General features: G+C 31.3%; 12 protein-coding genes. 6 read left to right on the top strand and 6 right to left on the bottom strand.

The features are described from left to right. The first annotated feature begins 35 nt into the window (after positions 1 to 35). The 6 genes from WHD07_RS06185 (at position 36) to WHD07_RS06160 (ending at position 7,451) form a co-directional block, all read left to right on the top strand. Positions 36 to 1,322, top strand: a complete 1,287-nt coding sequence (locus WHD07_RS06185; protein WP_105050464.1) for a citrate synthase — start codon at positions 36 to 38, stop codon at positions 1,320 to 1,322. Between the two features lie 63 nt (positions 1,323 to 1,385). Next, the gene (locus WHD07_RS06180) at positions 1,386 to 2,300 is read left to right on the top strand and encodes a dimethylarginine dimethylaminohydrolase family protein (RefSeq protein WP_343330473.1); all 915 of its coding nucleotides are present in this window, start codon (positions 1,386 to 1,388) and stop codon (positions 2,298 to 2,300) included. A 99-nt stretch (positions 2,301 to 2,399) separates the two neighbouring features. Next, positions 2,400 to 2,843, top strand: a complete 444-nt coding sequence (locus WHD07_RS06175; protein ID WP_343330472.1) for a hypothetical protein — start codon at positions 2,400 to 2,402, stop codon at positions 2,841 to 2,843. Between the two features lie 337 nt (positions 2,844 to 3,180). Next, positions 3,181 to 5,274 (top strand): HAD-IIB family hydrolase, encoded by a 2,094-nt coding sequence (locus WHD07_RS06170; protein ID WP_343330471.1) that lies wholly within the window; start codon positions 3,181 to 3,183, stop codon positions 5,272 to 5,274. Positions 5,275 to 5,285: 11 nt separating this feature from the next. Next, complete coding sequence (locus WHD07_RS06165) at positions 5,286 to 6,560, top strand: glycosyltransferase (RefSeq protein ID WP_105050468.1); 1,275 nt, start codon at positions 5,286 to 5,288, stop codon at positions 6,558 to 6,560. Between the two features lie 9 nt (positions 6,561 to 6,569). Then, complete coding sequence (locus WHD07_RS06160; protein ID WP_343330470.1) at positions 6,570 to 7,451, top strand: carbohydrate kinase; 882 nt, start codon at positions 6,570 to 6,572, stop codon at positions 7,449 to 7,451. Positions 7,452 to 7,460: 9 nt separating this feature from the next. On the opposite strand, the gene WHD07_RS06155 is transcribed toward WHD07_RS06160, so the two are convergent. The 6 genes from WHD07_RS06155 to WHD07_RS06130 form a co-directional block, all read right to left on the bottom strand. After that, positions 7,461 to 8,228, bottom strand: coding sequence for a hypothetical protein (locus WHD07_RS06155; protein WP_343330469.1), 768 nt, complete (start codon positions 8,226 to 8,228; stop codon positions 7,461 to 7,463). Between the two features lie 5 nt (positions 8,229 to 8,233). Further along, positions 8,234 to 9,601 carry a M28 family metallopeptidase gene (locus WHD07_RS06150; protein WP_343330468.1) on the bottom strand — a complete coding sequence of 456 codons (1,368 nt, stop codon included), beginning with the start codon at positions 9,599 to 9,601 and terminating at the stop codon, positions 8,234 to 8,236. Between the two features lie 129 nt (positions 9,602 to 9,730). After that, the gene (locus WHD07_RS06145; RefSeq protein ID WP_105050471.1) at positions 9,731 to 10,681 is read right to left on the bottom strand and encodes a succinylglutamate desuccinylase/aspartoacylase family protein; all 951 of its coding nucleotides are present in this window, start codon (positions 10,679 to 10,681) and stop codon (positions 9,731 to 9,733) included. Next, positions 10,671 to 11,546, bottom strand: a complete 876-nt coding sequence (gene rimK, locus WHD07_RS06140) for a 30S ribosomal protein S6--L-glutamate ligase (protein ID WP_105050472.1) — start codon at positions 11,544 to 11,546, stop codon at positions 10,671 to 10,673. Before rimK ends, WHD07_RS06145 begins: the two co-directional genes overlap by 11 nt. Then, entirely contained in the window at positions 11,546 to 11,983 is a 438-nt protein-coding gene (locus WHD07_RS06135) for an ATP-dependent zinc protease (protein ID WP_105050473.1), read from the bottom strand. Before WHD07_RS06135 ends, rimK begins: the two co-directional genes overlap by 1 nt. Before the next feature lie 57 nt (positions 11,984 to 12,040). Then, complete coding sequence (locus tag WHD07_RS06130) at positions 12,041 to 13,597, bottom strand: NAD(P)/FAD-dependent oxidoreductase (protein WP_343330467.1); 1,557 nt, start codon at positions 13,595 to 13,597, stop codon at positions 12,041 to 12,043. Positions 13,598 to 13,682 lie beyond the last annotated feature (85 nt).

Here is a 13,682-nt window from a genome sequence, read left to right as displayed (position 1 = left end):
CGTGACACTAAACAATACAAAAAAATCAAGGGTAAATGTCAGATACAGCAAAATTACATATTGGAGACAATTCTTATGAGTTTCCACTTGTAAAAGGAACAGAGAATGAAGTTGCTATAAATATTAAAACTCTGAGGAGTGCAACTAATGGAGTAATAACAATAGATCCTGGTTATAAGAATACAGGTTCTTGCGAAAGTGCTATTACTTTTTTAGATGGAGAAAAAGGAGTTTTACGATATAGGGGTTATTCAATTGAAGAACTAGCTGAAAAAGCAGACTTTTTAGAAGTTTCTTATGCTTTAATTTTTGGTAATTTACCAACAAAAGAACAATTAGATAAATTTCATAATGATATTAGAGACCATTCTTTAGTTGATGATGATGTTAGAAAAATTCTAGAGGCGTTTCCTAAGACAGCACACCCTATGGGAGTTTTGTCTTCATTAACAAGTGCACTAACAGCTTTTAATCCTTCTTCTGTAAATGTTGAATCTAGAGAAGATATGTACAATGCAATTGTACGTATTATGGCAAAGTTTCCGGTTTTAGTATCTTGGACAATGCGTAAGCAAAAAGGAATGCACTTAAATTATGGAAAAAAATCTTTAGGGTATGTAGAGAATTTGATGTTTATGATGTTTAAACAACCAAATGAAGATTTTGTAATTAACCCGATAGTTAAAGATGCTTTAGATAAATTATTAATCTTACATGCAGATCATGAGCAAAACTGTTCTACTTCTACTGTTAGAATTGTAGGTTCTTCTCATGCAGGTTTATTTGCCTCTCTTTCTGCTGGTATTTCTGCACTTTGGGGGCCATTACACGGTGGAGCAAACCAAGCTGTTTTAGAAATGTTAGAAGCTATTAGAGCTGATGGTGGTGATACCAAAAAATACATGGAAAAAGCAAAAGATAAAAATGATTCTTTCCGTTTAATGGGATTTGGTCATAGAGTTTATAAAAACTTTGATCCAAGAGCTAAAATTATTAAAGCAGCTGCAGATGAACTTTTAAATGATTTAGGTGTTAAAGATCCTATTTTAGAAATAGCAAGAAGTTTAGAGCAAGAAGCTTTAAAAGATCCTTATTTTGTAGAAAGAAAACTTTATCCAAATGTAGATTTCTATTCAGGTATCATTTATAGAGCTATGGGAATACCTACAGAAATGTTTACAGTAATGTTTGCTTTAGGTCGTTTACCAGGTTGGATTGCTCAATGGAAAGAAATGCGTCTTAATAAAGAACCAATAGGTAGACCTCGTCAAATTTATGTTGGTGAGAATTACAGACCATTTGTAGGCATAGAGAAAAGATAAAATTTATTACATTTACAAAAACAAAGCTTCATATTTTATGAAGCTTTTTTTATCCCTTTATATATGTTAAAACTTAATATTAAAAACGAAACATCAAGATTAAGAGCTGTAATTTTAGGTATAGCAAATAGTAATGGTGGTGTACCAAAAGTAGAAGATTGTTATGATCCTAAAAGTATAGAACACGTGTTAGCTGGTACCTATCCAAAAGAATCAGCAATGGTCTTAGAAATAGAAGCCGTAGCTAATATTTTAAAAAAATATGATGTTAAAGTATTTAGACCAGACGTAATAGAAAATTATAATCAGATTTTTTCTAGAGATATTGCTTTTGTTATAGAAGATACTTTTATCGAGGCAAATATTCTTCCAGATAGAGAGAAAGAGTACAAAGCCATAGATAAAGTGATTACTCAAATAGACTCAAATAAGGTGGTTGTTTTACCTAAAGAGTGTCATGTAGAAGGAGGAGATGTAATGCCATGGAATGATTATATTTTTATTGGTACTTATTCTGGAAGTGATTATGCAGATTATATTACGGCACGCACAAATATAGACGCAGTAATTGCGTTGCAAGAATTATTCCCTCATAAAAAAGTAAAATCTTTTGAATTAAGAAAATCGAATACAAATGCAAAAGAGAATGCATTGCATTTAGATTGTTGTTTTCAACCAATAGGAAAAGACAAAGCTATTCTTCATAAAAACGGATTTTTAGTAGAAAGTGAATATGAATGGTTGGTTAACTATTTTGGAAAAGAAAATATTTTTGAAATTACAAAAGAAGAAATGTATAATATGAATAGTAATGTTTTTTCAATCTCTGAAGAAGTTATTATTTCTGAAAAAAACTTTACAAGATTAAATACTTGGTTAAGGCAGAATGGTTTTACAGTAGAAGAAGTTTCTTATTCTGAAATAGCGAAACAGGAAGGTTTATTGCGTTGCTCTACAATGCCTTTGATAAGAGATTAAGTTACAAGCGTAAATTATTTTATAATTTTGGTAGGGTAAATAGGGCTATAGTTGTTTTACTAATAAGAAAACAAATTATTCACTATTAAAACTATTATTATGAAAGTAATTAAATCAATTTTTACAATAATTCTTTTTTTTTCTGCAACTTTCATTTTTGCTCAAGACTCAGAAAAAAAGTCTAAAGCTGATATAAAAAGGTATTACCAGCAAAGAGCTAAGGAAGACGCTAAGTTTGAACAAGATTTTAAAGGAACTTCTAAAGCTGATGAAAATAAGTTTTGGAAAGAACAGAAAGAGTATGAAAAAGAATTAAAAAAAAGAGACCGAGTAGCATATAAGGCTTATATGCAAGGGAAAAAAGATGCTTATTCGGAACATTATGATCATTGTAATAATCACTGTGAACATAGTACACACTATCAATATCATGCTAATTTTTATTACCATGGATATTATAATAATGAAAGAAGGACTTATAGAAGAACGAGTCATACAAGTATTAAAATTGGTACACCAAGTGTTCGGTTAGGTCTTTTTTAATTATATCATAAAACAAAAAAACGAGCAACTTGCTCGTTTTTTTATTTTACCCCTTAATACTGTTTTTAGTTTTCAGTATAGAAATACAATATTGCAAGCAATTTAAAAGCACACTTATAAAGACTTTTTATTTATTTATATAATTTAAAGCAACTTTGATGGAAAAATAAAATTATTTTCTTTCACTATTCCTTATTTAGTATTTTATGATAGTCATAATTATCACAATCATAAAAATCAAACTACAAATAACGATACTCGTCCTAACTTTTGGTTGCTCTTTGATTTTTAATTAAATTCAGTGTTATTAATGATTCTCTCTTAAAAACACAATGAAATGACCTTAAATAGCTTAAAAATTGAAAATAAAATAAAATTATTATCATTTGATATTGATAATACCTTAATTGATTTTCACACCTATAAAAGTAATTTTAAAAAAACTTGGGAAAAGTATCAAGATCAAAACGATGTAATTCTAACCTATAATACGGGACGTTTAATTGATGATGTTTTAGATTTAATAGATAAAAAAGTACTTCCTAAACCAGATTATATTATTTCTGGTGTGGGTACTCATATTTATAATTATAAAAAAGGAGCTGTAGAAAAAGAATTCAATGATGTTTTAGATGATGGTTGGAATTTAGAAGCTGTAGAAAATATCATTCAAAAAATAACACATCCTATTAGTGATCAACCTAGTAAATTTCAACATTCATATAAAAGAAGTTATTTTTTTCATGATGCTAGTAATGAACTGATAGATGAAATAGCACAAGATTTTGCAGATGCAGATATGGATGTAAATGTGGTATATTCTGGTAACAAATTTTTAGATATTTTACCTAAATGGGCAAATAAAGGAAACGCATTACAATGGTTGTTAAAAAGATTAGATTTAAAATCAGATCAGGTTTTAGTAGCAGGGGATAGTGGTAATGATTCTGCTATGTTCGATTTAAAAAATGTTTCCGGAATTGTAGTTGCCAATGCACATGATGAACTATATCTATATACAAAACATAAAAAAGTCTATCATACAGAAAAAGAAAAAGGAGATGGTATTATAGAAGGACTCATTTTCTATGAAATATTACCAAAAGAAGCTCTTGAAAATACAAATATTGATCATTCTGAAGATTTCTTTATCAAAAAGGAATTAGACAATATAGCTTTAGAAGATGATGATGAAAAAATAGCTTTAATTCAAGAAGGTTATGTAAAAGCAATAGAAGCGTTAAGAAAGAACATTACGCCACTTGGTTTTTCAGCCTGTTCTATAAAAGACAATATTCCGAATGGTACCGATGAAAATTATCATAGTGTTTGGGCTAGAGATGGCGCCATAACAGTAATTGGTTCACTGTCTTTAATAGAGGATGAAGAAATACACCAATGTCAAAGACAGACTTTAATAACCTTGCTAGAGAATATTTCTAGAAACGGACAAATTCCTGCGAATGTAAGATTAAAAGATGGTGAACCAGATTATTCTGGAGTTGGTGGTATTTGTTCTATAGATAGTGGTATTTGGGTGGTAATTGCATTTTACGAATATGTAAATGTTACTAAAGACATTCAGTTTTTAAGAAAATATATTGGAGATATAAAAGAAACCATGCGTTGGTTAGGCGCTCATGACAGTAATAATGATGCCCTTTTAGAAATCCCTGAAGCGGGAGATTGGACTGATTTATTTGGTAGGAGTTATAATATTTTATATGATGAAATTCTTTGGTATCGTTCTAATGTTTGTTTCGGGCGAATGTTAGAAATGCTAGGAAGCCATGAAGATGCAGGCGAATATATTAGATGGTCTCAGGTGATAAAAAAGGAAATTGTACAAAATTTTTGGCCTTCTACTCAGCAAAAATTATTTCAATCGGTTTCTTTTGCAGAAAAGCAATTTACTTTAGGAGATACGTCTTATTTAATAGCACAAACTACACCCTTCGATTTTAGTTGGCGTTGCGATGTTTTAGGAAATGTTTTGGCCTTTTTACACGGAACCATAGATGCAGAAAAAGCGCATCAAACTTTTAAGTTTATGTTAGGTGTTGGGGTAAATGATCCTTTTCCTGTTGCAAATGTATATCCCGTTGTAAGTCCGGGAGATCCAGATTGGAAACCTTATTACACCGTAAACCTTCTCAATTTGCCAAATCATTATCACAATGGTGGTATTTGGCCTTTTGTGGGCGGATTTTGGGTAAAGTTTGTAAATAAATTAGGTTTTAAAGATGTTGCCATTGCAGAGTTACATAAACTAGCGTTAATTAATAAAGAAGGAATTAATGAAGCGTGGGAGTTTACAGAGTGGGCACACGGAACTACCGGAAAACCTATGGGGAAAGCATATCAAGCTTGGTCTGCAGCCCAATACATCTCAGCTTGTAATGATTTAAAAATAATTAAAACTAAAAACTAAAAACTAAAAATATGAAATCAATATTAATGATCTCTTTACACGGATATGTGGCAGCAAATGCTGAATTAGGAAAACCAGATACAGGAGGTCAAGTAGTATATGTATTAGAATTAGCAGATAGATTTAGTCGATTAGGTAAACGTGTAGATTTGGTAACACGGCAGTTTGAAGATCAACCAGAATATGACCATGTAGATGATAATTTTAATGTGTGGAGAATTCCTTTTGGAGGTAAAAAGTTTATCAGAAAAGAGGATATGCACGATCATCTTAAAAAATTTGTAACCAATACGTTGGCAGCCATAAAAAAAGAAAATAAGAAATATGATGTGGTGTATTCTCATTATTGGGATGCAGGTTGGGCAGGACAAAAAATTGCAGAGGAATTAGGTATTTGTCATGTACATACACCGCATTCTTTAGGTTGGTGGAAACAGCACTCTATGGGAAGTGATATGGATGAGAAAGAAATGGAAAAAACCTATCGATTTAAAGAACGTATCAGAAAAGAATATTTTGTGTATCAGATGTGTAATTTTGTGATTGCAACCACACTTCCTCAAGTAGACTTATTAATACAGCAATATGATGTGTTGTCTAGAAACTGTAGCATGATTCCTCCTGGAATTGATGAAAATAGATTTTTTCCTGTTCCTTCTAAAGAAAATGATAAAATCCGATTAAAATACGATATCAAACCAACCGATATTTTAGCGTTGGGTAGAATGGCGCATAATAAAGGCTATGATTTATTATTACATGCTTTACCTACTGTTTTTGAGTTGTGTCCGGAAGCTAGATTAGTAGCTGCTATTGGTGGAGATTCTCAGCAAGATAGAGATGGAATCGAAAAATTAAAAGAATTGGCAGAAGAGTTAGGGTTGATGGATAAAATTAAGTGGAAAAATTATATAGCTGATGAAGATTTAGCAAATGTATATAGATCTGCAAGTGTTTTTGCAATGCCTTCTAGATACGAACCTTTTGGTATGGTTGCTATTGAAGCAATGGCTTGTGGTACACCAAGTGTAATTACTGTTCATGGTGGTTTGTGCGATTTAATTGATTTTGGTAATCAAGGTTTATTTGCAGATCCACACAGACCAAAAGAATTTGGTGCTATGATGGCAATGCCTCTTTTATATCCAAAATTAAGAAACGAAATGTCTGTAGAAGGAGCACGTTTTGCCCGTCGTAATTTTGGTTGGACAGGTATTGCAAAAAGAATGCTAGCTATTTTTTCTAGCTCTATTAGTCAAAGAACTTCTGAGTCTAATATTTATTAAAATCTATGTATGTCTAAAATTGTATGTTTTGGTGAAGTTTTATGGGATGTTTTTCCTAATCATAAAAAAATAGGAGGAGCCCCTTTAAATGTTGCCGTTCGTTTAAAATCTTTTAACAATGATGTTGCCATGATTAGTGCTATTGGTAATGATGTTTTAGGTAAAAAGATTTTAAAATACATCAATGATTTAAAAATAAATACAGAGGCTGTTGAAGTTTTAGAAGATTTTAATACAGGGGAAGTTACCGTAACCTTAAACAAAAAAGGTGCAGCAACTTATAAAATTGTACATCCAAAAGCTTGGGATAAAATTCTATTTACAGCAAAATCATCAGAAATGGTAAAACAAGTTGATGCTTTTGTTTTTGGAAGTTTAATAACTAGAGATGCTGTTTCTAAAAACACATTATTTCAACTTTTAGATTATGCAAAATATGCTGTTTTTGATGTGAATTTAAGAGCACCTTTTTACACAAAAGAGCTTTTATTAGAGTTGATGCATAAAGCAAACTTCATCAAATTTAATGATGACGAATTGTATGAGATAAGTGATTTTTTAGGCTCTCCGTTTCATAATTTAGAACAAAACATACATTTTATAGCAGAAAAAACTAAAACAGCACATATATGTGTTACAAAAGGAGAACATGGTGCTGTTTTGTTATATGATCATCAGTTGTATTATAACAGTGGTTATAAAATTAAAGTAAAAGATACTGTTGGATCTGGAGATTCTTTTTTAGCATCATTAATAAGTAAATTAATAAATGGTGCATCACCACAAAAAGCAATTGATTTTGCTTGTGCAGTAGGAGCATTGGTTGCAGAAAAAGAAGGAGCAAATCCAATAATAACAGAAAAAGAAATTTTAGATTTTAGCAGAGTATAATTTATTCAATTATTTTAATTCATCTAAAAAAGGCTTTAATTCTAATAGCGTTATATCATCACGTTTTCTTAATTCTTTTAGAAACCAAGCTTTATGTCCGGCACCATAAGTAATTAAAATACGTTTATTTTGATACTTATATTTCTGTAAAATTTTTTCAATATTCCAATAATGTGCAATATTAATATTGTCCCAACCACCAAGACCTAATTCTTCATTGAAAAGTCTGTTATAAGTTCCTAATCCAATATTAGAAATACTATCATACGTATTGGTGTGTATAAAATAAGGGTCATTTCTGTTACCTGTAATAGCCATAATAGAATCAGATTTTCTATTAGCTTCTCTGTATTGTTTCCAATCAGATTTCCGTAAAGTATCTCTGCTAATGGCTCTTAATTTTTGTTGACGTTCTATTGCCATAGAAGCAGACCAACCTGCAGTTGGTATAATTTCAAAATCCATAGTTTTTGATAGCGGAAAAATGACTTTTGTATATTCAGGAAAACGAGAAACTCTAGGTTCTGAAATAGAATCATCTCTTTTAAAACCTTCCATCGCTTCTTCAAATCTATTTGGCGGAATTTCAGTTAAAATAAGATCAGGTTTAATTTCTTGAATTAGTTTAGTTAGTTTTTCTATAGAATATTCTTCTGAAGTTAAATGACTACTATGTATCGTTCCTAAAACTAAAACTTCATTCTTTTTATCTTTAGTACAATTAAAAAGTAAAAAGATAAAACTAAGGGCAAATAGACTTTTAATTATTGTTTTCATATTTATTATCTTAAAATTTTATTAGGGAAAACAACTACACTTTCGTGTCCATCCTCTCCGATAGCAGCAACACCAAAAAAGAAATTATCTATCACAATTCCATCTAAAGTAAACTCGTTGGTTTCTACATATCTAGAATTATCCCAAGTGGTAGAAGTTGTGTCTCTCCAGTAAATTTTATATCCTTTAGCACCATCAACTTTGTTCCATCTTAACTTTGCTGATGCTTGTACAATTCCTCCAATAGCTACTTCTTTTGGAGCTTCTGGTGCCCAAGCTAAACTAGCCATTGTTATAGCGTTAACGGCAGTTAATTTTTTTGCGTACTCAAAATTTACATGCTCAAAAGTATCCCCGTATTTTATACCATTTTCGGTTCTAATATTTTGATGTTGTTGGGTGTAGTTTTCGTGGGCTTCCATAATTCTAATTCCTGCAAAGCCTAAGTCATTAAAAGGTCTGTGATGTCCTCCACGTCCAAATCTATCCAATCTATAAATCATCATCGGATTCATTTCTGGCATATATGTTTTTACACTCTTGTGAATATATCTTGCTAATTGTCTCGAAATTCCATCAACTTCTCCTCCATAAAATCTGCGCATTTTACGCTGTTTTTCAGTTTCATTCGCAGGCACAGGTTCCGAGAAAATTCTAAAACTACGATTGTCAATTACACCATCTACCCCTTTTATATTTCCAATCATATCGTTGTTTAAAACGCCAATAATATCCCAATCTTTTTCTTTTGCATATTTTGCTAAACCTGCTCCACCAAACAAACCTTGTTCTTCACCAGAAAGACCAACATAAACAATACTGCTTTCAAATTGATATTTACTTAACACTCTTGCAGCTTCTATAGTACCTGCCATTCCAGAAGCATTGTCATTTGCACCAGGAGCGTCTGTTGTAAAATCCATTGTATCACTTGCACGAGAATCAATATCTCCACTCATAATAATATAGCTGTTTGGGTATTTTGTTCCTTTTTGAATCGCTACAACATTTACTATCCAAGCATCATGAGGAACTCTTCTATTGCCCTCTTTAGTAACAAAATCCTTTTGATAAAAAGTACTTATACAGTTGTTGCAGTTATTGGAAATTGCATCAAATTCAGATTTTATCCAACGTCTTGCTGCTCCAATTCCTCGAGTTGTAGAAATTGTATCAGAAAACGTATTTCTTGTGCCAAACTCGGTTAATGTTTTTATATCCGCTTTAATTCTATCCGCAGAAATAGTATTTATAATATCGTAAATTTTTTGATCCGTTTGGGCGGAAATTGATAGGGTAATAAATAATAAAAGGAGCGTAGTTTTTCTTATAATTTTATTAATTACAATACTAGGAAGAAATTTGGATAACATCTATTAAAAATTTTGCTCTAATATACAGCCTTTTTAAAAAAAAGAAACCATTTCAATAAAATTGAAATGGTTTTTTATTTTGTAGTTAAAAAGGTATTGGCTTTTGTATCAATTAGAAAAATACATAGATTATTCTTCTATGCTCACATGAAATAAAGCATCTCCTTTATTTACAATAGGTGTTTTATTGATACAGAAAATATGACAATCAAAAGGAGCATAAACTTTCTTTTTAAATTCACCAAAAGGATCTTGAATAACGCCTAAAACTTCTTTCTTTTTTACAAAACTTCCGTTTGCAACTCTAATTTTAAACATTCCAGAATCTAAAGCTCTTATCCATTTTGCTTTATGTACAAATATTGGTGTTGCCCTAACGGTGATTTCTCCTTCGATTAAACCTAAACGAATTAATACATTTTTAGTTCCGTTTACACCTTCGTTAATAATAGTAGGGTTTAGTTCTTTCGTTTTTCCTCCTTCAAAAAGTAAAACCGTTTTACCCATTTTATGTAACGTATCTCTTAAAGATTTTTTAATGTTTTCAGAAAAAACAATCATTGGCGGGTTAAAAACCTTGGCCAATTCTAAAGCTTTTTCATCTTCTTCACTACATCTTATCTGTGCAATATTATCACGATCTCCTCCTCCGGTATGAAAATCAATAACATAATCTACAATCGGGGCAATTTCTTTTGTAAATTGATAGGCAAATTGGCTGGCTAGAGACCCACTTGCAGACCCAGGAAACATTCTATTTAAATCTCGTCCGTCAGGAAATTCTCGAGTCTGAATTAAATAGCCAAAAATATTAAAAACAGGAATACAAATAATGGTTCCGTTTTTGGGCTTGTTAATCTTTAAATTGATGATTTCTCTAATAATTCCAACACCATTTGTTTCATCACCATGAATACCCGCTAGTAATAAAACCACGGGTCCCGGATTTTGAGAACGCTCTATTATTATAGGAACCTTTACAGTAGTTCTTGTATGTAATTTTGCTACTTCTAAATCTAAAACGGTGCGTTTTCCTAAAGGAATAACTTTTCCTAAAAGAACAAATGGTTTATTCGACATGAATTTCTAAATAACGAATGATTTCTTTGGCAATATTTTTACCTGTAGCGATTTCAATACCTTCTAAACCAGGAGAAGAATTTACTTCTAAAACTAAAGGACCTTTAGAAGATTGTAACATATCTACACCAGCAACCCCTAAACCTAAGGCTTTTGTTGCTTTTAAAGCTGTTTTTTCTTCTTCATCTGTTAATTCTATAACAGTTGCATTACCACCTCTATGTAAGTTAGAACGGAATTCTCCTTCTTTACCTTGACGTTTCATGGCACCAATTACTTTTCCGTCTACCACAAAAGCTCTAATATCTGCACCACCAGCTTCTTTAATAAATTCTTGTGCAATAACTCTTGCACCCAAACCATTAAAAGCCTCTAAAACAGAAGTTGCTGCATTTTTGGTTTCTGCTAAAACAACACCTAAACCTTGTGTGCCTTCTAATAATTTTAAAATTAATGGTGCTCCTCCTACAGATTCAACCACATGTTCTACATCTTTTGTGTAGTTGGTAAATACGGTTTTTGGTAAACCAACACCAGCTCTTGCTAAAATTTGCAAGCTGCTTAATTTATCTCTAGATTTTACTAAAGCTTGAGAAGAAACGGCAGAAAATACTTTCATCATTTCAAACTGACGAATAACAGCTGTTCCATAAAAAGTAACAGAAGCTCCAATTCTAGGTATAATAGCATCAATATTTTCTAAATACTCTCCTTTATAAAATATTTTCGGTGCTTTTTTTTCAATTTCGATATTACACTTTAAATGATCTACCACCATTACGTCATGACCTCTTTTTTCAGCGGCTTCTACCAATCTTCTAGTTGAATACAATTTGGGGTTTCTAGAAAGAATTACAATTCTCATTATATTTTGTTTTTTAATTTGTAGGATAAATCTTTCATAGTTGTGTCTATTAAAAATTTATGATTTAAAAATTTTCTTCCCAATAATACAGGAAAAGTCATGTCTTTACGTTCACTTAATGTTAAATGAATTGGAAAATTCATATTAAACATAATGATCTCTGTCTCAATCATAAATCTCTTTTCAGAAATACCATTAGAGCTTTTAACCAATTTAGAAGCATATTTTTTAGTGGAAAACTCTTTGTTGTTATAAAAAGGGTGTTCAGGATCTAATAATGTAAATCTAATAAATTTTTCAGTATTTACAGTGATTTCTTCAATGTTTGAACAATGAATTGATGACGTATAAGCACCTGAATCAATTTTTACATCAATATCTTCTAAAATTAATTCAGGGAAATCAGCTTTGTCAATTCTGCCAATTGTAATTTTCATTCGTAATATATTAAGAAGTAAAATTACAGATACTTATTCATTAATAAAGAAAAAGTTTTAAAATTTTGCAATTGCCGCTTCTGCACATCGTTCTCCATCCATTGCAGCAGAAACAATTCCGCCTGCATAACCACCACCTTCACCACAAGGAAACAGTCCTTCTATTTCTGTGTGTTCTAAATTTTCTTTTCTAGGGATGTTTACGGGTGATGAAGTTCTAGATTCTACCCCAATAACATTTGCTTCATTGGTATAATAACCATGCATTTTTTGTCCGAATGCAGCAAAACCTTTACGCAATCTACTACCAATAATTTTAGGCAATAAAGAATGCAAAGGCGCCGATTTTAACCCAGGTTGATAAGAACAATCATTTAAATCTGTAGATAATTTTCCGTCTACAAAATCTACCAATCTCTGTGCAGGAGCCGTTTGTGTTCTTCCTCCAGCAAAAAAGGCAATTTTTTCTAGATCTTTCTGAAACTCTAATCCTTTAAGCGCTCCAAATTCCTCGTATTTTTTAAAATCTTTATCAATATCTAATTCAACAACAATTCCCGAATTTGCAAAACGGTTATTTCTTCGAGAAGGCGACATTCCGTTTACAACAACTTCTCCATTGGCAGTAGCCGCAGGTACAATAAATCCACCAGGACACATACAAAAAGAATATACGCCTCTGTTATTTACTTGATGCACCAAACTATAAGCAGCAGCAGGTAAAAGTTCGTCTCTTTCTCCCGAACAATGATATTGAATCTGGTCTATAATTTCTTGTGGATGTTCTACACGAACACCCATAGCAAAAGATTTTGCTTTTAATGCAATTTCTTTTTTATGTAGTAATTCGTATATGTCTCTTGCAGAATGACCTGTTGCCAAAATAACCGAGTTAACAGCCATTTCAGTTCCATTCTTTAATTGAATTGCTTGTAGTTTATTATTTTTTACCGTAAAATCTGTTACACGAGTTTCAAAATGAATTTCGCCACCAAATTTTAAAATATTCTCACGAATGTTTTCGATAATTTTAGGTAATTTATTCGTTCCGATATGAGGATGTGCATCTACCAAAATTTGTTCTGTAGCTCCGTGATACACTAGGTTTTCGAAAATTCTACGAACATCACCACGTTTTAGAGAACGCGTGTAGAGTTTACCATCAGAATAAGTACCTGCACCACCTTCACCAAAACAATAATTAGAATCTTCATTTACAAAATGATCTTGATTAATTGCTTTTAAATCTCGTCTTCTATCTTGTACGTTTTTACCGCGCTCTAAAACTACAGGTTTGTAACCTAATTCTATACAACGCAATGCAGCGTACATTCCTGCAGGACCAAAACCAATAATATGTATTTCTTTGGCATTAGAAACATCTTTGTACTCAAAAATATAATCAGATTTTTCTGGTACTTTTTCGTTGATATAAACAGCTACTTTGTAATTAAAAATGATGTCTTTTTTACGAGCATCTATAGATTTACGGAGTACTTTTACGGCAGAAATTTCACTTTTATCAAGGCTTAATTGTTTAGAAGCTTTGTATAAAAGAATGTTTTCTTTACGTTCTTCTATTAAATTTACTCGAAGTTGAATTTCTTTTACCATGTGGCAAAAATAACAAATTTTAAAGGTTAATAAATAAATAACTTTATGCTAAAATTATGATTTAAATATTTTATTTTTTTTAATT

The organism is Polaribacter staleyi (assembly GCF_038024045.1).
Taxonomy (GTDB): domain Bacteria; phylum Bacteroidota; class Bacteroidia; order Flavobacteriales; family Flavobacteriaceae; genus Polaribacter; species Polaribacter butkevichii.
This window is presented reverse-complemented; position numbering and strand designations above follow the sequence as displayed.